This is a genomic window from Rubritepida flocculans DSM 14296, from assembly GCF_000425365.1.
In the GTDB taxonomy this organism is placed as follows: domain Bacteria; phylum Pseudomonadota; class Alphaproteobacteria; order Acetobacterales; family Acetobacteraceae; genus Roseococcus; species Roseococcus flocculans.
The window spans coordinates 46,991-71,619 of sequence record NZ_AUDH01000001.1 but is presented as its reverse complement, the minus strand read 5'-3'; the positions used below and the strand labels follow the sequence as shown (position 1 = coordinate 71,619).

The 24,629-nt window shown below is 72.7% G+C and carries 25 protein-coding genes; 5 read left to right on the top strand and 20 right to left on the bottom strand.

Annotated elements, in window-relative coordinates:
• Position 1: 1 nt before the first annotated feature.
• The 9 genes from H596_RS0100355 to H596_RS19390 all read right to left on the bottom strand — a co-directional run bounded on the left by H596_RS0100355 (position 2) and on the right by H596_RS19390 (position 8,031).
• Positions 2-955, bottom strand: a complete 954-nt coding sequence (locus tag H596_RS0100355; RefSeq protein WP_027283197.1) for a thiamine pyrophosphate-dependent dehydrogenase E1 component subunit alpha — start codon at positions 953-955, stop codon at positions 2-4.
• Positions 956-960: 5 nt separating this feature from the next.
• Positions 961-1,671: an ABC transporter ATP-binding protein gene (locus H596_RS0100350; RefSeq protein ID WP_027283196.1), complete on the bottom strand. Its 711-nt coding sequence runs from the start codon at positions 1,669-1,671 to the stop codon at positions 961-963.
• Positions 1,668-2,438, bottom strand: a complete 771-nt coding sequence (locus H596_RS0100345; protein WP_027283195.1) for an ABC transporter ATP-binding protein — start codon at positions 2,436-2,438, stop codon at positions 1,668-1,670. Before H596_RS0100345 ends, H596_RS0100350 begins: the two co-directional genes overlap by 4 nt.
• Positions 2,435-3,232 carry an SDR family NAD(P)-dependent oxidoreductase gene (locus H596_RS0100340; RefSeq protein ID WP_027283194.1) on the bottom strand — a complete coding sequence of 266 codons (798 nt, stop codon included), beginning with the start codon at positions 3,230-3,232 and terminating at the stop codon, positions 2,435-2,437. Before H596_RS0100340 ends, H596_RS0100345 begins: the two co-directional genes overlap by 4 nt.
• The gene (locus tag H596_RS0100335; RefSeq protein ID WP_027283193.1) at positions 3,229-4,197 is read right to left on the bottom strand and encodes a branched-chain amino acid ABC transporter permease; all 969 of its coding nucleotides are present in this window, start codon (positions 4,195-4,197) and stop codon (positions 3,229-3,231) included. The genes H596_RS0100340 and H596_RS0100335 overlap by 4 nt, the downstream gene beginning before the upstream one ends.
• Positions 4,194-5,096, bottom strand: a complete 903-nt coding sequence (locus tag H596_RS0100330) for a branched-chain amino acid ABC transporter permease (RefSeq protein WP_027283192.1) — start codon at positions 5,094-5,096, stop codon at positions 4,194-4,196. Before H596_RS0100330 ends, H596_RS0100335 begins: the two co-directional genes overlap by 4 nt.
• 58 nt (positions 5,097-5,154) lie before the next feature.
• Entirely contained in the window at positions 5,155-6,411 is a 1,257-nt protein-coding gene (locus tag H596_RS0100325; protein ID WP_027283191.1) for an ABC transporter substrate-binding protein, read from the bottom strand.
• A 133-nt stretch (positions 6,412-6,544) separates the two neighbouring features.
• Positions 6,545-7,192 (bottom strand): TetR/AcrR family transcriptional regulator, encoded by a 648-nt coding sequence (locus tag H596_RS0100320; RefSeq protein ID WP_027283190.1) that lies wholly within the window; start codon positions 7,190-7,192, stop codon positions 6,545-6,547.
• Positions 7,189-8,031, bottom strand: a complete 843-nt coding sequence (locus H596_RS19390) for an IclR family transcriptional regulator (RefSeq protein WP_084602452.1) — start codon at positions 8,029-8,031, stop codon at positions 7,189-7,191. Before H596_RS19390 ends, H596_RS0100320 begins: the two co-directional genes overlap by 4 nt.
• 124 nt (positions 8,032-8,155) lie before the next feature.
• On the opposite strand from H596_RS19390, the gene H596_RS0100310 reads away from it, so the two are divergent.
• Complete coding sequence (locus tag H596_RS0100310; protein ID WP_245583916.1) at positions 8,156-9,325, top strand: acyl-CoA dehydrogenase family protein; 1,170 nt, start codon at positions 8,156-8,158, stop codon at positions 9,323-9,325.
• 17 nt (positions 9,326-9,342) lie between these two features.
• On the opposite strand, the gene H596_RS0100305 is transcribed toward H596_RS0100310, so the two are convergent.
• The 8 genes from H596_RS0100305 to H596_RS0100270 all read right to left on the bottom strand — a co-directional run bounded on the left by H596_RS0100305 (position 9,343) and on the right by H596_RS0100270 (position 18,083).
• Entirely contained in the window at positions 9,343-10,317 is a 975-nt protein-coding gene (locus H596_RS0100305) for an ABC transporter ATP-binding protein (protein ID WP_027283188.1), read from the bottom strand.
• Positions 10,314-11,243, bottom strand: a complete 930-nt coding sequence (locus tag H596_RS0100300; protein ID WP_084602518.1) for an ABC transporter ATP-binding protein — start codon at positions 11,241-11,243, stop codon at positions 10,314-10,316. Before H596_RS0100300 ends, H596_RS0100305 begins: the two co-directional genes overlap by 4 nt.
• Positions 11,244-11,320: 77 nt before the next feature.
• Positions 11,321-12,250 carry an ABC transporter permease gene (locus H596_RS0100295; RefSeq protein ID WP_027283186.1) on the bottom strand — a complete coding sequence of 310 codons (930 nt, stop codon included), beginning with the start codon at positions 12,248-12,250 and terminating at the stop codon, positions 11,321-11,323.
• Positions 12,216-13,175, bottom strand: coding sequence for an ABC transporter permease (locus H596_RS0100290; RefSeq protein ID WP_027283185.1), 960 nt, complete (start codon positions 13,173-13,175; stop codon positions 12,216-12,218). Before H596_RS0100290 ends, H596_RS0100295 begins: the two co-directional genes overlap by 35 nt.
• A 7-nt stretch (positions 13,176-13,182) precedes the next feature.
• Entirely contained in the window at positions 13,183-14,973 is a 1,791-nt protein-coding gene (locus H596_RS0100285) for a peptide ABC transporter substrate-binding protein (RefSeq protein ID WP_245583915.1), read from the bottom strand.
• Positions 14,974-15,084: 111 nt separating this feature from the next.
• A complete protein-coding gene (locus H596_RS0100280) occupies positions 15,085-16,281 on the bottom strand; it encodes a M20 aminoacylase family protein (RefSeq protein ID WP_027283183.1) in 1,197 nt (398 codons plus the stop codon).
• A gap of 132 nt (positions 16,282-16,413) precedes the next feature.
• Positions 16,414-16,761: a fluoride efflux transporter CrcB gene (gene crcB, locus H596_RS0100275; RefSeq protein ID WP_037299439.1), complete on the bottom strand. Its 348-nt coding sequence runs from the start codon at positions 16,759-16,761 to the stop codon at positions 16,414-16,416.
• The gene (locus H596_RS0100270; RefSeq protein ID WP_027283181.1) at positions 16,758-18,083 is read right to left on the bottom strand and encodes a replication-associated recombination protein A; all 1,326 of its coding nucleotides are present in this window, start codon (positions 18,081-18,083) and stop codon (positions 16,758-16,760) included. The genes crcB and H596_RS0100270 overlap by 4 nt, the downstream gene beginning before the upstream one ends.
• Before the next feature lie 36 nt (positions 18,084-18,119).
• On the opposite strand from H596_RS0100270, the gene H596_RS0100265 reads away from it, so the two are divergent.
• Genes H596_RS0100265 through H596_RS0100250 form a run of 4 tightly spaced genes read left to right on the top strand, consistent with a single transcriptional unit; the run spans position 18,120 to position 22,038 of the window.
• Positions 18,120-19,076: a Bug family tripartite tricarboxylate transporter substrate binding protein gene (locus H596_RS0100265; protein WP_027283180.1), complete on the top strand. Its 957-nt coding sequence runs from the start codon at positions 18,120-18,122 to the stop codon at positions 19,074-19,076.
• A 47-nt stretch (positions 19,077-19,123) separates the two neighbouring features.
• Complete coding sequence (locus H596_RS0100260) at positions 19,124-20,071, top strand: Bug family tripartite tricarboxylate transporter substrate binding protein (RefSeq protein ID WP_027283179.1); 948 nt, start codon at positions 19,124-19,126, stop codon at positions 20,069-20,071.
• A 41-nt stretch (positions 20,072-20,112) separates the two neighbouring features.
• Entirely contained in the window at positions 20,113-21,075 is a 963-nt protein-coding gene (locus H596_RS0100255) for a Bug family tripartite tricarboxylate transporter substrate binding protein (protein ID WP_027283178.1), read from the top strand.
• Between the two features lie 3 nt (positions 21,076-21,078).
• A complete protein-coding gene (locus H596_RS0100250) occupies positions 21,079-22,038 on the top strand; it encodes a Bug family tripartite tricarboxylate transporter substrate binding protein (protein ID WP_027283177.1) in 960 nt (319 codons plus the stop codon).
• A gap of 25 nt (positions 22,039-22,063) precedes the next feature.
• Here H596_RS0100250 and H596_RS0100245 read toward each other — a convergent pair whose 3' ends face one another.
• The 3 genes from H596_RS0100245 to H596_RS19385 form a co-directional block, all read right to left on the bottom strand.
• Positions 22,064-22,639 (bottom strand): hypothetical protein, encoded by a 576-nt coding sequence (locus tag H596_RS0100245; RefSeq protein ID WP_027283176.1) that lies wholly within the window; start codon positions 22,637-22,639, stop codon positions 22,064-22,066.
• Positions 22,640-22,720: 81 nt separating this feature from the next.
• Entirely contained in the window at positions 22,721-23,701 is a 981-nt protein-coding gene (locus H596_RS0100240) for an MBL fold metallo-hydrolase (protein WP_027283175.1), read from the bottom strand.
• Positions 23,698-24,627, bottom strand: a complete 930-nt coding sequence (locus H596_RS19385) for a 50S ribosomal protein L11 methyltransferase (protein WP_051212196.1) — start codon at positions 24,625-24,627, stop codon at positions 23,698-23,700. The genes H596_RS0100240 and H596_RS19385 overlap by 4 nt, the downstream gene beginning before the upstream one ends.
• Positions 24,628-24,629: the final 2 nt, after the last annotated feature.

The window sequence follows — 24,629 nt, the reverse complement described above, 5'->3', positions numbered from 1 at the left end:
CTCAGCCCTCCGCCGGCGCATAGGCCCCGCTGCGCTCCTCCTCCCAGCGCGGTGCGGGGGCGGCGCGGGCGGCCTCGATGGCGGCGGCGATGGCGGCGCGGCATTCGGCCTCGATGGCGTCGAGCCGGGCCGCCTCGCCGCCGGCGGCGAGAAAGGCGGCGCGGGCGCGGGCGATGGGGTCATGCGCGGCGGCCTCGGCGGCCTCGGCGGGGTCGCGGTAGCGCTGGGGGTCGCCCTCGAAATGGCCGCGCCAGCGTCGCGTGCGCGCCTCGATGACGCGCGGCCCCTCGCCGCGGCGCAGCGCGGCGACGGCCTCCTCCGCGGCCTCGGCGAGGGCGAGCGCATCGGCGCCGTCCAGCTCGCGGTGCGGGATGCCGTGCGCGGCGGCCAGCGCCGAGAGGCGCGCGGCCACCTGCGTCTCGCTGCGGCTGAACTCCGCCCAGCCGTTGTTCTCGCAGGCGAGCAGAAGGGGCAGTCGCCACAGCGCGGCGATGTTCATCGTCTCGTGCATCACGCCCTCGGCCAGCGCGCCGTCGCCGAAGAAGGCGACGGCGACGCCGCCCGTGCCGCGCGTGCGGTGCGCCAGCGCCGCCCCCAGCGCGATGGGCGCGCCCGCGGCGACGATGCCGTTCGCGCCCAGCATGCCGATGGAGAGATCGGCCACATGCATGGAGCCGCCGCGCCCGCGGCAGACGCCGCTCGCCTTGCCCATCACCTCGGCGAAGAAGCCGTGCAGGTCGAGCCCGTGCGCCAGCGCATGGCCATGCCCGCGATGGGTGGAGGCCACGCTGTCGCGCGGGGTGAGGGCCGAGCAGACGCCCGCCGCCACCGCCTCCTGCCCCACCGAGAGGTGGATGAAGCCCGGCACCTCGCCGTCGGCGAAGAGGCGGGCGAGGGCCATCTCCGCCTCGCGGATGGTGAGCATGGTGCGGTAGAGGGCGAGCAGATCGGCCATGCCCGTCACACCTGGAGGTAGCGCGCCTGGATGTCCGGCTCGGCGCGGAACTGCGCCACGCTGCCGCGCCAGACGATCGCGCCCTTGTCGATCACCGCGACCTGGGTGGCGACGGCGAGGCAGAACCGGCTGTTCTGCTCGGCGAGGACGATGGTGGTGCCCATCTCGCGCAGGGTGCGGATCAGCGCGCCGATCTGCTGCACGATCAGCGGCGCGAGGCCCTCGGAGGGCTCGTCGAGCAGCAGCACGGCCGGGTTGCCCATCAGGCTGCGCGCGATGGTGAGCATCTGCTGCTCGCCCCCCGAAAGCCGCCCCGCGAGGCGCTTGCGGAGCGGCGCGAGCAGCGGCAGCACCTCGAAGGCGCGGCGGGCGTTCCATTCCCGCCCGGCCACGCCCGCGCGCTCGGCGATCTCGAGATTCTCCTCGACCGTGTGCTCGGGGAAGACCTGCCGGTCCTCGGGCACGAAGCCGAGGCCGGCGCGCGCGATGCGGTAGGGCGGCTGGCCCGTCACCTCCCGCCCGCGCACCATCACCCGGCCGGCGCGCGGCCTGAGCAGCCCCATGACGGCCTTGAAGGTGGAGCTCTTGCCCGCGCCGTTGCGGCCCATCAGCGCCAGCGTCTCGCCGCGCTCCACCGAGAGCCTGACGCCGAAGAGCACCTGGCTCGCGCCATAGGCGGCGTCGAGCCCCTCCACCTCCAGCTCGGGCGTGCTCACGGCGCCTCCTCCAGCGCGTGCTCCGCGCCGAGATAGGCCTCGATCACGGCGGGGTTGCGCCGCACCTCCTCGGGCGTTCCCTCGGCCAGCACCGCGCCGTAGCGCAGCACGCGCACGCTCTCGGCGATGCGGAAGACGATGTCCATGTCGTGCTCGATGAAGACGAGGGTGAGCCCTTTCGCCTGCCACAGCCGGTAGACGCGCTCGATCATGCGCCAGCGTTCCTCGGGGCCCATGCCGGCGGTCGGTTCGTCGAGCAGCAGCACCTTCGGATCGAGCGCCAGCGCCATGGCGACGTCGAGCAGCTTCTGGTCCCCGTGCGAGAGATGCCTCGCCGGCCGCCGCGCGAGCGGCGAGAGGCCGCAGAGCTCCATCACCTCCTCGGCGCGGCGGGCGATGTCGCGGGGAGGGAAGGCGCTGAACAGGCGCGCGGTGCGGCCCTCATGCGTCATGATCGCCGCGGCCAGGCTCTCGGCCACCGTGAAGCTCGGGAACAGGTTCGCCACCTGGAAGGCGCGGCCGATGCCCTTGCGCACGATGGCCTGGCGGTCGAGCCCGGTGATGTCCTCGCCGTCCAGCAGCACGCGGCCCGCGCTGGGCGGCAGCTTGCCGGTGACGAGGTGGAAGAGCGTCGTCTTGCCCGCGCCGTTCGGGCCGATGATCGCCGAGAGGGTGCCCGGCTCGAAGGTCAGCGTCACGTCGTCGGTGGCGACGACGCCGCCGAAGCTCTTGCGAAGTCCCTGGAGTTCGAGGCGCCCGCCGGTCACGGCGCATTCCCCCGCGGCCCGGGCAGGCCGCCATAGGTGGCCCATGAGCCCGCGACCAGCCAGCCGGCATCGACCGGCAGGTTGACGCCGGTGATGGCGCGCGCCGAGTCGGAGCAGAGGAAGCAGACGGCCTCGGCGATGTCCTCGGGCGTCACCATCTCGCCCAGGGCGCTGGTGCCCTCGAGCAGGGCGGCGTCGCGCTCGCCGGCCTCGATGGCGCGCTGCAGGGCGGGCGTGCGGGTGAAGCCGGGCGAGACGGCGTTGACCCGCACGCCGGAGCGGCCCCACTCGGCGGCGAGGCAGCGCGTCATCTCGATCACCGCGGCCTTGGCGGGCGAATAGGCGTGCAGCGGCATGGAGCGGATTCCGGCGATGGAGCCGATGGTGACGATGGCCCCGCGCCCGCGCAGCGCCATGCGCCGGCCGAAGGCGACGGCGGAGTTCCAGGTGCCGATCTGGTCGATGCGGACCACCTCCTCCACCACCTGCTCGGGCAGTTCTTCCGCGCGCAGCGGGCGCTGCAGCACGCCGGCGCTGGTCACCAGGATGTCCACCGGGCCGATCTCCGCCTCCACGGCGGCGGCGCAGGCCTCGTTGGCCGCCTGGGTGGCGACGTCGAGCGCCATGGCGGCGGCGCCGATGGCGCGGGCCAGCGCCTCGGCGCGCGCGGCGTCGCGGTCGGTGACGACGACGCGCGCGCCGCGGGCGGCGAGCATGCGGCAGCAGGCCTCGCCGATGCCGCTCGCGCCGCCGGTCACCACGGCCACCCGGCCTGCGAAGCTCTGCTCGATCATGAGCGCCGCTCCTTCCGCTCGCGCCACGCCTCCACCAGGAAATCGAGCAGCCCCTTGCGCAGCCCGAGCACGAGGACGAGCAGGATCGCCCCCATGTAGAGCCCGTGGTGATCGGTCAGCGCGGTGATGCGGTCGTTCAGCAGGATGAACAGGGCGGCGCCGACGATGGGGCCGAGGAAGACGGAGATGCCGCCCAGCATGATCATGAAGATCGCCTCGCCGGAGGTGGTCCAGAAGGCGAAGGAGGGGAAGGCGCCGGAGACGTAGAGGCTCATCAGCACCCCCGCCAGCCCCGCGAAGGTTCCGGCGATGACGAAGGCGCCGAGCCGGTAGCGGAACACGGAAAGCCCGAGGAAGGCGGCGCGGTCCGGGTTGTCGCGCAGCATGCGCAGCGCCGCGCCGAAGGGCGAGCGCACCACTTGGCGGAGGATCACCGCCGAGGCGATCAGGCAGAAGGCCGAGAAGAGCGCGAGATGGTCCTGCCGCGCGAGGTCTATGCCGAGGAAGGCGGGCTTCGGGATGCCCCCCATCAGCCCCTGGTCGCCGCCGGTGAGCGGGATCCAGGCGAGGATCACGGAATGCAGCAGCATCTGGAAGGCGAGGGTGAGGAAGGCGAAATAGATCTCGGTCAGCCGCACGCAGAGCGCGCCGACGACCAGCGCGAAGAGCGCCGAGGCGGCGAGCGCCGCGACCAGCGCCGCCGGGATGGACCAGGCGCCCGTCTGCATCAGCAGGCCGAAGGCGTAGGCCCCCATGGCGAAATAGGCCGCATGGCCGAAGGAGACGAGGCCGGTGACGCCGATCAGCAGGTTCAGCGACAGCGCGAGCAGCGCGAAGGTGGCGAAGCGGATGGTGAAGTCCAGCAGCCCGGGCGAGCCGAGGCCGAGATCCACCGCCGCCAGAAGCGCGAAGGCCAGCGCCCCGAAGAGGAGATCCCCGCGGAGGCTGTCGGCGAGACCCCTCACGCGCCGCGCCTCCCCGCCAGGCCGCTCGGCTTGAGCAGCAGCACCAGCGCCATGATGACGAACATCATCCCCTCGACGAAGAGCGGGAAGCCGATGGAGCCGAAGGAGCGGGTGAGGCCGATGATCAGCGAGGCGGCGAGCGCGCCGCCGATGGAGCCCATGCCGCCGATCACCGTCACGATGAAGCTCTCGATGAGGATCGAGACGCCCGCGCCGGGCACCACGGAGCGGATGGGCGCCGACAGCGCGCCCGCCGCGCCCGCGAGCATGGCGCCGATGGCGAAGACGACCGCGTAGAGCGCCGTCGTGTTCACGCCCAGCGCCGCGACCATGGCGGGATTCACCGCCGCCGCGCGCACCGTGCGGCCGAACCTGGTGCGGCCCATGCCCCAGGCGAGCAGCAGCGCGATCGCCGCGGTGACGAGGAAGAGGATCGCGTAGAAATAGGGAATGATGCCGCCCGCGACGATGAAGGGCGGCTGGCGCAGCGAGTCCGGCACCCCCATCGAGAGGAAATCCGCGCCCCAGACGATCTTCACGACGTCGTCGAGGATCAGCACGATGGCGTAGCAGACGAGAAGCTGCATCAGCACGTCGGCGCCGTAGATGCGGCTGAGCAGCAGCCTCTCGCAGAGCAGGCCCAGCACGGCCACGCCCAGCGCGCCGAAGGCCACCGCCACGATGAAGCTGCCCGTCGCGCCGTAGCCCGCCAGCGCGAGATAGGCCCCCACCATGTAGAAGGAGCCGTGCGCGAAGTTCACGAGGCCGAGCACGCCGAAGATCAGCGTGAGCCCCGAGGCGACGAGGAAAAGCAGCATGCCGATCGTCAGCCCGGCCGAGACCTGCGTCACGACGCAGGAGAGCGTGGAGACGCAGTCGAGGAGTTCGTTCAGCTCCATCGCGCGCGGACCTTCAGGCGAGGGGGGCGCGCGGAGGGCCCGCGCGCCGCGATGAGGATCACAGCCAGCCCTTGGCGCGCTTCCATTCGGCCTCGAGCCGGAAGATCGTGTTCCAGTCGGCCGTCTGCATGTTCTCGACGAAGGGATCGGCGCTGATGGTCGTGCCCCAGCCGATGGCGTAGCCCACCAGCGTCTGGTCCTCGGCGCGCATGGTCACGCGGCCGTCCGCGCCGAAGGGGCTTTCGATGGTCATGCCGCGCAGCTTCTCGGCCACCGCGCGCGGCGAGGTGCCGCCCACCTCGCGCAGCGCCGTGGTCAGCAGGCGCACGGCGGTCGCGGACTGCCAGGACCAGTTGGTCGGGAAGGTGTTGAAGCGGCGGTTGTACTCCGCCGCGAACTCGCGGTTGCCCGGCACGTCTGGGAAGTTGCGCAGGTAGCGGTTCCCCGAATGCGCCCCGCGCGGCAGGTTCCGGATCTGCTGCAGCGTCGTGTAGTCCGCGAGGTTCACGCCGAAGAACTGCGTGTTCGCCAGCAGCCCGAAGATGGAGGCCTGCTCCATGAAGGTCACGAGATCGCCGGCCCAGAGACAGGAGTAGATCGCCTGCGGCCGGCCCTGCGAGAGGCGGGTGATGTTCTCGGTGTAGTCGGGCTGGAAGAGGCGCGGCCAGGTCTCGCCCACCACCTGCACCTCGGGCACGAAGTGGCGGAGGTATTCCAGGAACTCGGCGGTGGTGTCGCGGCCATAGGCGTAATCGGGCGAGACGGTCATCCAGCGCCGCAGATTGCGCGCCCGCACCACGCTCGCGGCGTAGGCGCCGCCGGCGATGGAGTCGTGGATGCCCTGCCGCGCCACGCGGAAGGCGTTCCAGAAGCGCTGGCGCGGATCGGCGCTGAGCGAGGAGGTCTCCGAGTTCACGTGCAGGGTGACGGTGCCCGTCTCGCGCACCACCTCGTGCACCGCGAAGCCGCCGGAGGAGGGCTCGCAGTCCAGGATGAACTCGCAGCCGTCGCTGCTGATCATCTCGCGCGCGAGGCGCGCGGCCTCGGCGGGGGTGCCGCGGCTGTCGCGCACGATCAGCTCGATCATCCGCCCGTCCAGCCCGCCGGCGGCGTTGAAGCGCTCCACCTCCATCTGCATCGCGTTGCGCGAGGAGATGCCGAGCTGCGCGACGCGGCCCGAGAGGATGGTGGGCACCCCGACCTTGATGGGCTGGCGGGACTGGCCGAAGGCGATGTTGGGGCTGGCGAGTGCCGCGGCTCCCGCCGCGCCCAGAAGGGCGCGACGGCCCAAACCGGTGTTGCGTTGCTGCGCCATGGCGCGCTCCTCCCTCTTGGCTGCCGTGTGCCGGACGGGCTTTGCGCCTCGCTGCCGGATGCTCTTGGACGCGATGAGGCTAACGCCGGCCGGGCCGGGCGGTCAACAGAGCGCGCAAATCACGAATCGCCGTTCAGCTTTCTGCGGAAGCGGCGGGCGGATCGAGCCCCTGGCGCAGCAGCTTGAGGTAGGCGCTGACCAGTTCCTCCGGCGGGGGGCGCACCTTTCCGCCGGGCGCATAGGCGTAGCGCATGCTGGTGTAGCTGCGCGCCGCCATCAGCAGGAAGACGAGCGGCTCCACCTCCGCCTCGGTGAAATGCGCCAGCGCGCCGCGCGCGCGGGCGCGGTCGAGGGCCCGGCGGTAATCGGCCGCGATGTTCTCGATGTGGCGGCGGAAGCCGCGCGGGGCGAAGAACTCCGCCTCGTGCAGGATTCGGAAGAAGGCGGGGCGCCGCTGCAGGAACTCGAAGAAGGCGCGGAAACGGCGCTCCTCGCGCGCGATCTCGTCGCCCGCGCCGGAGACGGCGGCGGCGATGTGGGCCAGCATCTCCTCGCCCAGCTTGGGCAGCAGTTCGTCCAGCAGCGCCTGGCGGGAGGGGAAGTAGGTGTAGAAGCTGCCCTGCGCCATGCGCGCGGCGGCGGTGATGCGGGCGACGGACGCGCCGGCATAGCCGTGCCGCCCGACGACGCGCGCGGCCGCCTCGAACAGCGCGGCGCGCGCCTTCTCGCTGCGCTCGCGCCGCGCCGAGGGCCTGGAGCGCCTCGCCGAGGGCGCGCTCATCGCGCCCGGCCCGCCGTGTCGGGACCGCCGGCCAGCGCCCCGCTCAACTCCCGGGCGCGCGCCTTCAGCGCGCGCGCCAGCGCCTCGAGCCGCGCCTGGGTGAACTGCCCGCTGAAACCGATGGCGGAGAGCGCCATGACCGGCGCGCCGCCCTCGTCCAGAACCGGGGCGGAGACGGTGGTGACGCCGCGCACGTAGCGGTCGCGGTCGAGCGCGTAGCCCCTGCGGCGCGCCGCGCGGACCTCCGCGAGATAGGTCTCCACCGTCGGCGGGGCCTGCCAGCGCAGCGCCGGGAAACGCGCGCGGATTTCCTGCTCGCTGAGGTCGCCGAAGGCGGCGAAGCAGCGGCCGAGCGCGCCGATCAGCGAGGGCAGGCGCTGGCCGATGCTCATGTGCACGCGCATCGCCTCCTCGTTGTCGGCCCGCTCGACGAGCACCACGCGGTCCGGCCCCGCGCGCTGCCACAGCGTCATGGTCACGCGGAACTCGGAGGCGAGCGCCTCGAGGTGCGGCCGCGCGAGGCGGGCGATGGACGCCTTCTCGAGGGAGCCCTTGGCCATCTCGACGAAGCCGAGGCCGAGCGCGTAGGTCTTCGTCCGCTCGTCGAAGACGACGAGGCCCTCGTGCACCAGCGTCTTGAGCAGGTTGAAGGCGGTGCTGGGATTGAGAGCGAGATCGCGCGCGATCTGGCTGACGCCGAGAGGCCCGCGGGCGCGCGCCAAGTGGCGCAGGATCTGCAGCCCCGCGACCAGCGCCCCGACGAGCTTGGGCGGCGCGACCCCCGCCTCCCTGGTTGCTGCGGACCGGTTGCGCGGCCTGGGCGCCGAAGCCTTCTCCATGGGAAATGGGTGGAGACGGGTGCGGGCCCTGTCAAGCGCGGGAGGCGTTTGACGCCGCGCGCGTGCCGTCGCTATCTTCCGCATGAAGAAGGGTATTCCGTATGGAGAAGGGAGGGATCCGCTCGTGACGACGGCCATGGAGCTCGATCCCCATCCCGAAATCCGCGAGGCGGTGGCCCGCATCTGCGCGGGCTTCGACCTCGACTACTGGCGACGCTGCGACGAGGAGGGGCGTTTCGCGCGGGAGTTCTTCGAGGCGATCCGCGACGCCGGCTTCCTCTCCATCATCATGCCGGCCGAGCTCGGCGGCGCGGGGCTCGGCATGCAGGCGGCGGCCGTCATGGTGCGCACCATCGCCGAGGCCGGCGGCGGCTGGACCGCCGCGAGCACGGTGCACGCCTACATCTTCGGCCCCATGTCCATCGTGGCGCATGGCAGCCCGGAGAAGCGCGCGCGCATGCTGCCGCCGCTGATCAGCGGGCGCGAGCGCCCCTGCTTCGGCGTGACGGAGCCCAGCACCGGCCTCGACACCACGCGCATCAGGACGCGCGCGGTGCGGCGGGGCGACACCTACTACATCACCGGCCAGAAGGTCTGGACCACGGGCGCGGCCATCGCCGACCGGATTCTGCTGCTGGCCCGCACCACCCCGATCGAGGAGACGGCGCGGCCGGTGGACGGGCTCAGCCTCTTCTTCGCGCCGATGGACCCGCGCCATGTCACCGTGCGGCCGATTCCGAAGCACGGGCTCGGCTCCATCGCCTCCTGCGAGGTGTTCATCGAGGAGCTGCCCGTGCCCGTGCAGGACCGCATCGGCGAGGAAGGGCACGGCTTCCGCTGCCTGCTGGACAGCCTCAACCCCGAGCGCATCATGGTCGCGGCCGAGACGGTGGGCATCGGGCGCGCCGCGCTCGGCCTCGCCGCGCGCTACGCGAAGGAGCGCGAGGTGTTCGGCCGCAAGATCGGCCAGAACCAGGCGATCCAGCATCCGCTGGCGCAGGGCTGGATGGAGCTGGAGGCCGCGAACCTGATGACGATGAAGGCCGCCGCGCTCTACGACGCGAAGCAGCCCTGCGGGGCGGAGGCCAACGCCGCGAAGTTCCTCGCCGCAGAAGCCGCGAACAAGGCCTGCCGCCAGGCGATGATCACCCATGGCGGCTATGGCTATGCGAAGGAATACCATGTCGAGCGCCTGGCGCGGGAGAGCATGATCCCCGTGCTGGCGCCGGTGGGCCAGGCGCTGGTGCTCTCCTACATCGCCGAGCGCGTGCTCGACCTGCCGAAATCCTATTGAACGGAGGCCGCCGCGCGCTACGCGCGCAGGTGGCAGGCGACGAAATGGCCCGGGCTCGTCTCCCGCAGCTCAGGCACCTCGCTGCGGCAGCTTCCCTGGTTCGCGATGGGGCAGCGCGTGTGGAAGTTGCAGCCCGGCGGCGGGTTGAGCGGGCTCGGCACATCGCCCGCGAGGCGGATGCGCTCGCGCTTCAGCGTCGGGTCGGGGATGGGCACGGCCGAGAGCAGCGCCTCGGTGTAGGGATGGCGCGGGTTCGCGTAGAGCTCGCGCGAGGAGGCGATCTCCACGATGCGGCCGAGATACATCACCGCCACGCGGTCGCTGATGTGCTCCACCACGCTGAGGTCGTGCGCGATGAAGAGGTAGGTGAGGCCGAACTTCTCCTGCAGATCCTCCAGCAGGTTCACCACCTGCGCCTGGATCGAGACGTCGAGCGCGCTCACCGGCTCGTCGCAGATCACGAGCTTGGGCGAGACGGCCAGCGCGCGCGCGATGCCGATGCGCTGGCGCTGGCCGCCCGAGAACTCGTGCGGGAAGCGGCGCATGTGGTCGGCGCGCAGCCCCACCGTCTCCAGCAGTTCCACCACCCGGGCCTCGCGCTCGCGCGCGTTGGGCGCGAGGCCGTGGATGGTCAGCGCCTCGCCGATGATGCCGCCCACGGTCATGCGCGGGTTGAGCGAGGCGTAGGGATCCTGGAAGATGATCTGCATGTCGCGCCGCAGGGCGAGCATCTCGCGCTCGTTCAGCGCCGTGACGTCGCGGCCCTCGAACCACACATGGCCGGAGGTCGGCTCGATCAGCCGCAGGATCAGCCGGCCGGTGGTGGACTTGCCGCAGCCCGATTCGCCCACCAGCCCGAGCGTCTCGCCGCGCGCGAGGTCGAAGGAGACGCCGGAGACGGCATGCACCTGCCCCACCGTGCGGCGCAGCACGCCGCCCTTCACCGGGAAGCGCTTCACCAGCTTCTCGACGCGAAGCAGCGGGTCACTCATGCGGCGAGGCTTTCGGCATGGATGCAGGCCGCCTTGTGGCCGGGTGCCACCTCGCGCAGCGGGGGCTCGGCGGCGGTGCATTCGGGGGTCGCGTGGCGGCAGCGCGCGGCGAAGCGGCAGCCGGGCGGCGGGTTGAGCAGCGAGGGCACGGTGCCGGGGATGGCCTCCAGCCGCTTGTGCTCCGTCGCCGCCAGATCGAGGCGCGGGATGGAACGGATCAGCCCCTGCGTGTAGGGGTGGCGCGGCGCGGCGAAGAGCGAGCGCACCGGCGCCTCCTCCACCACCTTGCCGGCGTACATCACCACCACGCGCTGCGCGGTCTCCGCCACCACGCCCATCGCATGGGTGATGAGGAGCACGGCCATTCCCAGCCGCTCCTTCATCTCGTTCAGCAGGTCGAGGATCTGCGCCTGGATGGTGACGTCGAGCGCCGTGGTCGGCTCGTCGGCGATGACGAGCTTCGGGTTGCAGGCCAGCGCCATGGCGATCACCACGCGCTGGCGCATGCCGCCCGAGAACTGGTGCGGGTAGTCGTGGATGCGCTTGTGCGGGTTGGGGATGTGCACGAGGCGCAGCATCTCCGCCGCGCGCTCCAGCGCCGCGCGGCGCGAAAGGCCCTCGTGGTGGCGCAGCGTCTCGGCGATCTGCTCGCCCACCGTATAGACGGGGTTGAGCGAGGTCATCGGCTCCTGGAAGATGTAGCCGATCTCCTTGCTGCGGATGGCGCGCATTCCCTCGGGCGGCAGCGGCACCAGGTCGCGCCCCTGCCAGAGGATGCGCCCGCCCGCGATGCGCCCGGGCGGCATGGCGATGAGCTTGAGCACCGTCATCGCCGTCACGGTCTTGCCGCAGCCGGATTCGCCGACGACGCAGACCGTTTCGCCCGCGTCCACGCCGATGGAGACGCCGTCCACCGCGCGGACCATGCCGTCATCGGTGGAGAAATGGACCTGGAGGTTCTCGATCTCGAGAAGTCGGGGGGCGGGCGTCACGTCACCCGCCCCTACTTCACGCGGCGGGGATCGAAGGCGTCGCGCAAGCCATCCCCCACGAAGTTGATGGAAAGCACCGTCAGGAAGATCGCGAGCCCGGGGAAGATCGCCCAGTGCGGTGCGAAGTCGAGGTTGTCCTTCGCGTCGAAGAGCAGGCGCCCCCAGGTCGGAATGTCGGGCGGGAAGCCGAGGCCGAGGAAGGAGAGGGTGCTCTCCGCGATGATGGCGGCCGCGATGTCGATGGTGGCGGCGACCAGCACCGGCCCCAGCGAGTTGGGCAGGATGTGCACCATCACCATGCGGGTGCGCGTCGCGCCCAGCGCGCGGGCGGCCTCCACGAACTCCTTCTCGCGCAGCGAGAAGAACTGCGCGCGGACGAGCCGCGCCACCGGCATCCAGCGGAAGCCGCCGATGATGAGCACGATCAGGATGAACACGCCCATCTCCGGCCCCACGACGCCCACCAGCGAGTCGCGGAACAGGTAGATGATGAGCAGCAGCAGCGGCAGCTCGGGCAGGGAGAGGAAAAGGTCCGTCAGCCACATCAGCGCCGCATCCACGCGCCCGCCCGCCATGCCGGCGATGGCGCCCACGATCACCCCCACCAGGATGGCCACCGACATCGCCGCGAACCCGACCGCGAGCGAGATGCGCCCGCCATAGAGGATGCGCGCGAGGAGATCCTGCCCGAGATCGTCCGTGCCCAGCGGATGCTCCCAGGAGGGGCCCTGCAGCCGCTTGGAGAAGTCGATCTCGTCGATCGGCGCCGTCCAGATGAAGGGGCCGATCAGCACCGCGAGGACAAGGACGCCCAGCACGCACAGGCTCGCCATCGCGAGCCGGTGCTTGCGGAAGCGCCGCCAGGCCTCGCCCCAGGGGCCGGGCTGGGGGCGCTCCGCCGCCGCGCTAGCGGTAGCTGATGCGGGGGTCGAGCCAGCCATACAGAAGATCCGCGATCAGGTTGAACAGGATGACGAGGCAGGCGAACACGAAGGTGACGGCCATGATCACCGGCGTGTCGTTGGACAGCACCGCGCTGATCAGCAGCGAGCCGATGCCCGGCACGCGGAAGATCTGCTCGGTGACGATGGCCCCGCCGAAGATGATGGGCATCTGCAGCGCCACCAGCGTCACAACCGGGATCATCGCGTTGCGCACCACATGGCGCGTGATCACCGCCCGCTCCGGGATGCCCTTGGCGCGCGCGGTGGTGACGTGGTCGAGCCGGATCACGTCCAGCACCGCCGAGCGCACGAAGCGCACCAGCGCCGCCCCCTGGAACAGCCCCAGCACCGTCACCGGCATGATGGATTGCCGGAACTGGTCCCACCACCACTGCCAGCCCGTGGAGTCGAGCTGGGTGCGATAGACGAAGGGGAACCAGTCGAGATGGATGGAGAAGAGCAGGATCAGCAGCAGCCCGGTGAAGAACGTGGGCAGCGAGAAGCCCACGAAGGCGAGGGTGTTGGCGATCTGGTCGAAGATCGAATAGGGCCGGGTGGCGGCGTAGATGCCCACCGGCAGCGCCACCAGCAGCGCCAGCACCTGCGAGGCGCCGATCACCGCGATGGTCACCGGCAGGCGCTGCAGGATCAGATCGTCCACCGGGATGCGCGAGACGAAGGAGAAGCCCCAGTCGCCCTTCAGCATGGCGAAGAGCCAGTTGACGTAGCGGATGTGGATGGGGTCATCGAGCCCGAGGCTCGCGCGCAGGTTCGCGCGCACCTCGGGCGGCACGGCCGGGTTGGTGGCCAGCTCCTCGAAGGGGTCGCCCGGCGCCATCGCGAGCACGGTGAACAGCACCACGCTGATCCCGAGGATGCTCGGGATCATCAGCAGCAGGCGCCGGATCAGATAGCTGGTCACGCGCGGATCAGCCCTCGCGCCACCAGTCGGAGAGCAGCCAGACCGTGCTGTCCCAGGCGCTCAGCACCGGGCGCAGGTTGTTCAGGCTGGCGCTGACCAGCGGGCGCTGCACGATCGGGATGATGTGGTTGCTGCCCACGATCAGGTCGTTCATGCGGATGAACAGCGCGGCGCGCTTCACAGGGTCGAGCTCGCCCTCCGCCTCGCGGAAGATGCGGTCGTACTCCTCGTTGCGCCAGCGCACGATGTTGCGGCCCTGCCAGGAGTTGGCGCGGCTCGAAATCTCCCACGACACGTACTGGTTCATGAAGCGCTGCGGGTCCGCCTGCGTCATGGTCGTGGTGTACATCTGCATGTCGGCGTAGAACTTCGTGAAGGTGTCCGGGTTCGCCACGTCCGAGGAGAAGAACACCGACGCCGTCACGGTCTTCAGCTCGATCTCGATGCCCGCGCGCTGCGCCGCCTGGCGGATGATCTGCTGCGTGCGCTGGCGCGGCGCGTTCACCGAGGTCTGGAACACGAAGCGCAGCCGCACCCCGTCCTTCTGGCGGATGCCGCCCTGGCCGCGCGCCCAGCCGGCGCGGTCCAGGATTTCGTTCGCCCGCGCCACGTTGAACTCCATGCGCATGTTGGGCGAGCGGAAGCGCGGCGGGTTGTTGAGGAAGTTCGGCGTGGCCGGGCCGCCGCGGCCGTAGATGAAGCGGCTGATGCTCTCGCGGTCCACCAGCAGCGCCATCGCCTGGCGCACGGCGGGGTCGCGGAAGGCGGGGTGCTGGGTGGTGATGGAGCTGCGCTCGCCGTTCACCTCGACGTTCGGGTCGGTGGCGTTGAGCTGGATGAACTCGATGTTGCCGCCCTCGACGATGTTCACCTTGCCGCGGCCGGCCGCCTCCAGCCGCTGCAGGATTTCGTCCTCCACCTGCAGGTTCCAGGCGTAGTCGAAATCCGCCGTCTGCAGCACGGCGCGCGCGGCCGAAACGGCGTCGCCGCCGCCCTTGATCTCGACCGTGTCGAAGAAGGGGCGGTTGGGCTTGTGGTAGTTCGGGTTCGCCTCCGCGCGCAGCGTGTCGCCCGGCGCGAAGCTGACGAAGCGGTAGGCGCCGGTGCCCACGGGGCGCAGATTGGTGGGCGCGTCGCGCGAGTTGGGGCCGTTGAAGTTGGCGAAGAGGTGGCGCGGGATGATCACGCCCGCCGTGGCCACGAAGGCGTCCGCCCAGAAGGGGGTGGGGCGCTCGAACTCCACGCGCACCGTGTAGTCGTCCACCTTCACCACGTTCAGCCCCTGGTAGGAGCCGCTGGTGGTGGCCCCCACCTGCGGGTTGCGCGAATAGGCGGCGGTGAACACCACGTCGTCGGCCGAGAAGTCCTGGCCGTCATGCCACTTCACGCCGCGCTTCAGCTTCCAGGTCACGGAGCGCCCGTCGGGCGAGAGGCCGCCATTCTCAACGCTCGGGATTTCGGCGGCGAGCACGGGGTGCAGCGTGCCGTCGGTCGCCCAGCCGGCCAGCGGCTCGTAGAAGACGCGGCTCGAATCCTGGTTCGTCGTGCCCACCGCGAAATGCGGGTTCAGCAGCGTGGATGCCTGCCAGTACAGGATGCGCAGCGCCCCGCCGCCGCGCCGCGTGGGCGCGTAGGCGGGCACGCTCTGCGCCGCGGCCGGCGCCGCGCCCGTGACGGCGAGGAGCTGGGTCGCCATCGGCGCCGTCAGCCCCAGCGCCGCCACCCGCTTCACGAAACCGCGGCGCGAGAGGCTGCCGCGCTTCACCCGGCCGATCAGGTCCCGGAGCGTCTCTTCCATCATCCCTGCTCTCCCAAGCATCCCTGCGTCCCGGGTTCTGTCCCGGTCATGCACTCCACCAATAGCCGCGCGAAAGCGGGGCGGCCAAGAGAATGTCGCCGCGCCGCGCCCTCAGCCGCCCGGAGCGCCCAGTTCCTGTTCCACCACGCTCGCCCAATAGGCAACGCCGAGCGGAATGATCTCGTCGTTGAAGTCGAAATGCGGGGTGTGCAGGTTGGGCGAGCTGCCCTCCGGCCCCTTGCCGCCGCCGATGAACATGAAGGCGCCGGGGCGCGCCTCCAGCATCAGGCCGAAATCCTCCGCACCCGTCACGGGCGCGTGCTCGCGCACCGCCGCCTCGCCCACCACAGCAGCCGCGGCGGCGCGGGCCAGCTCCGTCTGCGCCGGGTGGTTCACCGTGGCGGGCACGCCGCGGCGATACGCGACCTCCGCCGCCACGCCGTAGGGGGCGGCGAGGCCGCGCGCGAGCTCGCCGATGCGCCGCTCCAAGAGGTCGCGCACCTCGGCCGTGTAGCTGCGCGCGGTGCCGGTGACGGTGAGCTCCGCCGGCATCACGTTGGGCGAGACGGGCGAGCCGCCCTGGATCGAGCCCACGCTCAGCACCGCCGCCTCCAGCGCCGGCACGTTGCGGCCGATGATGGTCTGCAGCGCCAGCACGAAATGCGCCTGCACCACCGTCACATCGGTGGCGAGATGGGGCGTGGAGCCGCCATGCCCGCCCGTGCCGCGGAAGGTCACGATGAACCGGTCCGCTGCCGCCAGCGCGGGGCCGGGGCGGATGGCGAAGCTGCCCGCGGGCAGTGTGGGCTTGTTGTGCAGCCCATAGACGGCATCGCAGGGGAAGCGTTCGAACAGCCCGTCCTGCAGCATGGCGCGCGCGCCGCCGCGCCCCTCCTCGGCGGGCTGGAAGATCAGGTGGACGGTGCCGGCGAAGTCGCGGTTGGCGGCCAGCCAGCGCGCGGCGCCGAGCAGCATCGTCGTGTGCCCGTCATGCCCGCAGGCGTGCATCAGGCCGGGATGCTTCGAGGCGTAGGGAAGGCCGGTCTGCTCGGGGATCTGCAGCGCGTCCATGTCCGCGCGCAGGCCGATGCTGCGGTTGCCCGGCCGGTTGCCGCGGATGGTGCCCACCACGCCGAGCCTGCCCACGCCCTCCGTCACCTCGATCCCCAGCGCGCGCAGCTCCCGCGCCACCAGGGCGGCGGTGCGGTGCTCCTCCATGCCGAGCTCGGGATGGGCGTGGATGTCCTGGCGGATGGCCGCCAGCTCCGGCTGCCAGGCCCTGACCGCCTCGACCACGCGCTGATCCATCCGCTTCGCCCTCCGTCAACGGGCGGTCACATGCCACGCGCGGGCCCGGGCGCGAAGGGGGGGCGTCTCATGCCGGCAGCCGCCGCGCCAACTCCGGGCGCCTGAGACGGGCGGCGCGTGATGCCGCCCGCATCAGCGCCCCAGCCACCAGCCCAGGGCGAAGCCCGCGAGGCCGAGGCCGAGGCTCGCCGCCACATAGAGCGCGCCCATCCAGGGCGCGCGCTCCCACAGCAGTGCCGCCTCCAGGCTGAAGGCGCTGAAGGTGGTGAAGCCGCCCAGCACGCCGGTGACGAGGAAGAGCCGCGCCGCCCCCTCGATCTCCTGCGCGGCCAGCACGCCGATGGCGGTGCTGCCCAGGATGTTCACCGCCAGCGTGCCCCAGGGATAGGCCGCCCCGAACAGCCAGAGCGCGAGCAGCGAGACGCCATAGCGCCCCATCGAGCCGAGCGCCCCGCCCAGCGCCACCCATGCGAAGTTCATCGCCGCCGCTTCTCCCATTCCGCGAGGCGGCGCGCGATCGCCGCCTCCGCCCCGCGCTCCGTCGGGCGGTAGAAGCGCTGCCGCTCCATCGCCTCCGGGAAGCAATCCTGGCCGCTGAAGGCGTCCTCCGCCTCATGGTCGTAGATGTAGCCCTGGCCGTAGCCGAGCTCCCGCATCAGCTTCGTCGGCGCGTTGAGGATGTGCGCGGGCGGCATGAGGCTGCCCGTCTCGGCCGCCGCGCGCCGCGCCGCGCCCCAGGCCTTGTACACCGCGTTGGATTTCGGCGCGGTGGCGAGATGCACCACGAGCTGCGCGAGCGCGAGCTCCCCCTCCGGCGAGCCGAGCCGCTCGTAGCACTCCCAGGCGGCGATGGCGGCCGGCAGGGCGGAGGGGTCCGCGAGCCCCACATCCTCCGCCGCGAAGCGCGCCAGCCGCCGCGCGACATAGCGCGGATCCTCCCCGCCGCCGATCATCCGCGCGAGCCAGTAGAGCCCCGCATCGGGATCGGAGGCGCGCAGCGACTTGTGCAGCGCGGAGATGAGGTTGAAGTGCTCCTCCCGGTCCTTGTCGTAGAGCGCGGCGCGGCGCGCCAGCAGCGCGGCGAGGGCGCCCGCGTCCAGCGGCGCCGTCTCGCCCAGCGCCTGGATCTGCTCGACCATGTTGAGCAGGTAGCGCCCGTCGCCATCGGCCATGGCGAGCAGCGCGGCCCGCGCCTCGGGCGTGAGCGGCAGCGGGCGGCCGCCCTCGGCGCGGGCGAGCAGGGCGGCGAGCGCCGCCTCGTCGAGCCGCCGCAGCACCAGCACCTGGCAGCGCGAGAGCAGCGCGCCGTTCAGCTCGAAGCTCGGATTCTCGGTGGTGGCGCCGACCAGCACCACCGTTCCGTCCTCCACCACGGGCAGGAAGCCGTCCTGCTGGGCGCGGTTGAAGCGGTGGATCTCGTCCACGAAGAGCAGCGTGCGCCGGCCCGCGCGGCGGCGCGCCCGCGCCTCCTCGAAGGCGCGCTTGAGATCGGCCACCCCCGAGAACACGGCCGAGAGCGGCACGAAGGCGAGGCCCGCGGCCTCGGCCAGCAGCCGCGCGATGGTCGTCTTGCCCACGCCCGGCGGGCCCCAGAGGATGAGCGAGGCGAGGCTGCCGCGCGCGAGCATGCGCGCGATCGCGCCCTCGGGGCCGAGCAGATGGTCCTGCCCCACCACCTCCGACAGCGCGCGCGGCCGCAGCCGCTCGGCCAGCGGCGCGTCCCCGGCCGGCGGCGGAGGGGGCGGCGCCTCGGGCGGGCCGAACAGGTCGGGCGCGGTTTCGGGCTGACGGCGCGGGGCCATGCTGGCAGGATAGCCGCAAAGACAAGGGAGGACACGATGACCCCACGCCGCCTTCTCCTGGCGGGCGCCGGCGCGCTGCTCGCCGCCCCGGCCCTGGCGCAGACCCGCAGCATCCGCCTGATCGTCACCTTTCCGCCTGGCGGCAGCACGGACATCCTGGCGCGCCTGATCGCGCCCGTGCTGGAGCGGCGGCTCGGCGCGAACCTCGTCATCGAGAACCGGGGCGGGGCGAACGGGGCGGTGGGGATGGGCGCGCTGGCCCAGGCCGCGCCGGACGGCGCCAGCTTCGCCCTGGATGCGGGCGGGGCGACGACCAACCCTCATCTGATGCGCGGCCTCGGCTTCGACTACGCCACGGCCTTCGCCCCGGTGACGCAGGCCACCATCCTGCCCTCGCTGCTGATCCTGCGGGGCGAGAGCCCGATCCGCGACTTCCAGGGCTTCCTCGCGCATCTGCGGGCGAATCCGGGGCGCGAGAGCTATGGCAGCTCCGGCGTGGGCACGGGCTCGCACCTCGCGGGGGCGCTGCTGATGCGCCGGGCGGGGCTGCAGGCCACCCATGTGCCCTATCGCGGCGGGGCCGATCAGCTCACCTCCATCCGGCGCGGGGACACGCTGTTCACCTTCTCCACCATCCCCACCATCGCCGCGCTGATCCGCGACGGGGCGGTGCGGCCGCTCGTCGCCTCGACCCCGACGCGGGCCAGCGCCTATCCCGATGTGCCCACCGTGGCCGAGAGCGGCTTTCCCGGCTTCTCCATCTACGACTTCCACGCGGTCTACGCCCCCGCCGGCACCCCGGCCGAGCCCATCGCGCGCATGGCCGCGGCCGTGCAGGAGGCGATGGGCGATGCGGAGCTGCGCGGGCGCTTCCACCAGCTCGGGCTGGAGCCGGCGGCGCAGGGCAGCGAGGCCTTCGCCCGCTTCCTCGCGGCGCGCCGGGCGGAGATGGGGGCGCTGATCGCCGCGGAGGGCATCCGCCTCGACGGGTAACACAGGCGTCGCTTGACGCGCGGCGGCGGCGGCTCCAGCCCGGGCCCATGCGCCGCCGCCCGCTGCTCGCCGCCGCCTTCGCCGCCCTTCCGGCCCGCGCCCAGGAGCGCGCGATCCGCCTCGTCATCGCCTTCCCGCCCGGCGGCAGCACGGATCTGCTGGCGCGCCTCGTCACGCCCGGCCTCGCCGCGCGGCTGGGCGTGGCGGTGACGCCCGAGAACCGCAGCGGCGCCTCGGGGGCGGTGGCGGCGGGGCATGTCGCGCTCTCCCCGCCCGATGGCGCCACCCTGCTGATGGACAGCGGCGGCCAGGCGGTGAATCCGCATCTGCTGCGCGGCCTCGCCTTCGACTATGCGCGCGATCTCGCGCCCGTCGCGCTGCTCGCGCGGCTGCCGCTCGTGCTGGTGGCGCGGGCGGGGCTGCCGGTGCGCGACCTCGCGGGGCTGCTCGCCTGGCTGCGCGCGCATCCGGCCGAGGCGCGCTACGGCAGCGTGGGCATCGGCGCGCGCACCCACCTCGCCATGGCGGCGCTGCTGCGCCGCGCCGGCATCGCGGCCGAGCACATCCCCTATCGCGGCGGCGCGGAGCAGATCCAGGGGCTGCTGCGCGGCGACGCGCCGATGGGCTTCACCTCGCCCGCCCTCGCCCTGCCCCTGCTGCGCGAGGGGCGGCTCCTCGCCCTCGCCGTCTCCGGCGCCGCGCGCAGCCCGCTGCTGCCCGGGGTGCCGAGCCTCGCCGAGCAGGGCGTCCCGGGCGTCGAGATCGGCGACTGGATCGGGCTGCTCGCGCGCGCCGGCACGCCCGCCTCCTGGATCGCGCGCGTGGCGGCGGCGGCGCTGGAGGCGGTGGCCGCCCCCGACATCGCCCCGCGCCTCGCCGCGCTCGGGCTCGAGCCGGCCGCCGAGGGACCGGAGGGCTTCGCCCGCTTCCTCGCCGCCGAGCGCGAGGCCATGGGCGCGCTGATCGCCGCCGAGGGCATCCGCCTCGACGGATAGCGCCCCGCGCGGCAGAGTGCGGCCAGACAGGAGACTTCGCCATGCACCGCCGCGCCCTGCTCGCCGCCCCCCTCGCCGTCCTCGCCGCTCCTGCCCTGGCGCAGGGCTGGTCGCCCACGCGCCCGGTGCGCGTGATCGCCGCCTGGCCGGCGGGCGGCAGCGCGGACGCCTCCATCCGCCTCGTCGCGCCGCACATGCAGCAGGTGCTGGGCCAGCCCGTGGTGATCGAGAACCGCGGCGGCGCCTCGGGCTCCATCGGCGCGGGGGTGGCGGCGCAGGCGCCGGCGGATGGCCACACGCTGCTCTTCGACGCGGCGGGCCAGGTGAGCAACCCGCTGCTGATGCGCGGCCTCGCCTTCGACTACGCCACGGCCTTCATCCCCGTCACGCTCTTCGCGCTGCTGCCCAATGTGCTGGTGGTGCGCGCAGACGCCCCGGTGCGCAGCGTGGCCGATCTGGTGGCCTATCTGCGCGCGAACCGGGGCACGCCCTACGCCTCCACCGGCATCGGGCTGATGAGCCATCTCGCCGCCGTGATGTTCACCCAGCAGGAGCGGCTGGAGGCGACGCATGTCCCCTATCGCGCCAGCGCGCAGTCCATCCCCGCCCTGCTGGCGGGCGAGACCTTCTTCACCTTCAACACCACGCCGCTCGTCGTGCCGCTGATCCGCGACAACCGGCTGCGCGCCCTTGCCGTCGCCACGCCCGCGCGCATCCCCGCCCTGCCCGATGTGCCGACCATGGCGGAGCTCGGCTATGCCGGCTTCTCGCTGAACGAGTGGCTGGGCATGTTCGCCCCCGCCGGCACGCCGCCCGCCGCCATCGCGCGCCATGTGGAGGCCTGCCACGCCGGCCTCGCCGACCCCACGGTGCGCGAGCGCCACGCCGCGCTGGGGATGGAGATCATGGCCACGGGCACCGAGCGCTTCGCCGCCTTCCTCGCCGAGCAGCGCGCGCAGATCGGCGCGCTGATCCGCGACAACAACATCCGCCTGGAGAGCTGAGCCATGCGCCGCCGTTCGCTGATCCTCGCGGCCCCGCTGCTGGCCACGCCGGCGCTGGCGCAGGGCTGGGCGCCCAGCCGGGCCATCCGGCTCGTCGCGCCCTATGCGCCGGGCGGGGGCGTGGACACGGCCTCGCGGCTGCTGGCCGTGCCCATGTCCGCCCATCTCGGGCAGAACGTGGTGGTGGAGAACCGCGGCGGCGCGGGCGGCTCCATCGGCGCGGCGGAGGTGGCGCGCGCCGCGCCCGACGGCCACACCGTGATGGTGGACGCCATGGCGCACACGGTGAACCCGGCGCTGATGCGCGGCCTGCCCTTCGACTACGCCACCGCCTTCACGCCGATCAGCCAGGTGCTGATCTGGCCGCAGATCCTGCTGGTGCATCCCTCGCTGCCGGTGCGCAACCTCGCGGAGTTCGTGGCGCATGTGCGGGCGCGGCCGGGGCAGCTCTCCTACGGCTCCTCGGGCAACGCCACGGCGGCGCATCTCGCCTCGGTGCTGCTGCTGAACCGCGCGGGGCTGGACATGATCCATGTGCCCTATCGCGGCGGCGCCCCGGCGCTGCAGGATCTGATCGCGGGCAATGTGGCCTTCGTGTTCGGCACCGTCGCCTCCTCGCTGCAGCTCGCCCAGGAGGGGCGGGTGCGGGCGCTGGCCGTCACCACCGCGCAGCGGCTTTCCGTGCTGCCCGATGTGGGCACCGTCGCCGAGCAGGGCTTCCCGGGCTATGAGCTGAACGAGTGGAACGGGCTCTACGCCCCGGCCGGCCTGCCCGCGGCGGCAGTGGAGCGCTGGCACGGGGCGGTGCGCCACGCGCTGGCCGATGCGGCCGTGCGCGCGCGGCTGGACGCGCTGGGGGCCATCCCGCTCGGCACGGACCCCGAGAGCTTCGCCCGCTATGTGCGCGAGCAGCGCGAGGCTATGGCGCGGCTGGTGCGCGAGGCGCGGATCGAGCTGGGCTGACACGGCCGGCCGAATGGCCGGCCCGTCACGCCCCGAAGGCGGCCGCGAGCTCGTGCAGCACCGCGCGCTCGGCGGCCGAGACCCGGTTGCCCACGCCGAGGCCGAGGAAGCCGCCCGCCGCATCGGCCACCTGTTCCGCCTGGCCCAGCACCGCCTCGCGCAGCGCGTGGCGCTCGGCCTCCGGCATGGAGGCGGTGAGGGCCCGGATATAGGCCTTCCAGGCCTCGGCGATCTCGGGGCCCGGGGCCTGGCTCATCCAGTGTTCCAGCAGCGCATGCCCCGGCCCGCCCGGCTGCAGGCCGCGCTTGTGGGCGGCGGAGAGGATGGCCGACTGCTCCTCCTTCGACATCGCGCCATCGGCCCAGGCGACGAGCACCAGGGGCGCGAGCGCCAGGGCGGCCACGGTGGCCGCGCCGATCCCGAGGCCGAGAAGCTGCTTCAGCACGGCCGGATCGGTGATGCCGGAGGCGGCGGAGAGCGCCCCCTCGTCCGTCGCCTGCCGGTCGCGCTCGCGCAGCCGCGCCAGCAGTTCCTGGTTGTGCTTGGCGAAGAACGCCTCTTCCAGCGCCGCGCGGCGATCCTCGAAGACCCGGTCCGACATGCCATCCTCATCTGCTTCTGCGCCGCCTCATGCCATCGGGCGGCGTCGGCGTCGAGGAGAATGCCATGACAAGCGGGGCGGTTACACCACCCCCGTCCAGTCGGCCGGGACGAAGCGGAAGCCATCCCCTTCCCGGGCGATGAAGCCCGTGCCGGGGAAGTTGAAGTGGTAGGCGGCCATGCGCGCGCGCTCGGCGGCGATCCGGCCGAACAGGCGGCGGCGGCTCTGCTCCGCCATCACCGGGTCGAAGTCGAAGACGGAATGCCAGCCGGGGTGGCGCAGGAAGAGCTCGGGCCGGCCGGCCGCATCGGCGGTGACGAACAACTGCTCGCCCCCGCTGCTGACATGGAAGGCGCAATGGCCGGGCGTATGGCCGGGGGTGGCGATGGCGCGGATTCCCGGGGCGATCTCCTGCCCGTCCTCGAACATCCTCAGCCGCGCGCGCAGCGGGCCGAAGCGGCGCGCCGTATTGGCGAAATTCCCGCGCTGGAACTGCGGGCTGCGCGCGGCGTTGGCCTCCTCGCTCCACCAGGCCCATTCGGCGGCGGGAACCGCGACCTCGGCATTCGGATAGAAGGGGCGGTTGTCGGCGGTGGTGAGGCCGGTGATGTGGTCGCCATGGAAATGGCTGACGCAGATCAGCGTCACGTCCTCGGGGCGGATGCCCGCGGCGGCCAGGTTCTGCGGCAGAAGGCCGGTGCCGGCCGGCAACTGGCCCGCGCCGGTGCCCGCGTCGAAGGCCACCACGCCGCGCGGGGTTTCGAGGAAGGTGACGATATAGGGGTTCACGAGGTTGCGCGTGGGCAGCATCGCCGCCTCCAGGGCCGCCTGCACGGCGCTGGCGGGCTGGTTCACCACCAGCCCTTCCAGCGGGTTGGCGCGGAACACCATGCCGTCATGGATCATGACGACGGTGATCTCGCCCAGGCGGAAACGGTAGAAGCCGGGGGCCTGGGGCGAGGGCGGAACGGGCGCAGGCGCGGTCTGCGCCGCGGCGGGGCGCAGGGCGAGCAGCGCCGGGGCGGCGAGGGCCGCACCGAGCGCGAGGCGGCGGGCGATCATGGCGCTTTCTCCCCGGGGTATGGTTCCATGATCCACCCCGCCCCGCGCCGGCGCAACACCAGCGTCGCCCAGGGGCCGATCTGCAGGCGCCGTTCCAGCACCAGACCCTGGCGGCGGTGCGCGGCCAGCACCATCCGCACCTGGCGGTCGAGCAGCCCCGCCAGGATCGCCACGCCGCCCGGCGTCAGGTGGTCCGCGAGGTCGCGCGCCATGGCGCAGAGCGGCCGGGCGAGGATATTGGCGAAGACGAGGTCATAGGGCCCGCCCGCGCGCACGGCGCGGTGCTTCCAGCCATCGGCGAGGATGGCGCGCACCCGGCCCTTGAGGCCGTTCATCGCCGCGTTCTCCTCCGCGATGCGCACCGACCAGGGCTCGATGTCGGTCGCCAGCACCTTCACGCGCGCGAGCTTCGCCGCCGCCATGGCGAGGATGCCGCTGCCCGCGCCGAGGTCGAGCACCCGCGCGCCGGGGCGCAGCCGGATGCGCTCCAGCGCCGTCAGGCACCCGCGGGTGGAGGCATGCTCGCCCGAGCCGAAGGCGAGGCCCGCGTCGAGCAGCAGCACATGCCGCCCGTGCACGGCGCGCCGCTGCGCATGGGTGGGGCGGATGAGAAAGCGCCGCGCGATGGGCTGCTCGGGGAAGGCCTCGATGGTGCGCGCGAGCCAGCCATCGGCCTCGGTGGGGGCGCGCGTCATCGCCGCCTCCACGCCCGAGAGGCCGGCGGCCAGCGCCAGCGCCGAGGCCAGCGCATCGGGGTCCGCGCCCTGCTCGCGCACGGCCTCCACGCGCCAGGTGTCGGTCGCCTCGTCGCGGAACAGCGCGACGGCGAGGCTCACGCTGCCCAGCGCCGCCTCATAGGCCGGCACGGCGGCCTCGGGCAGCGCCTCGACGGCGAGGGTCTCCAGCGGGGTGGGGTGCTTCTTCACGC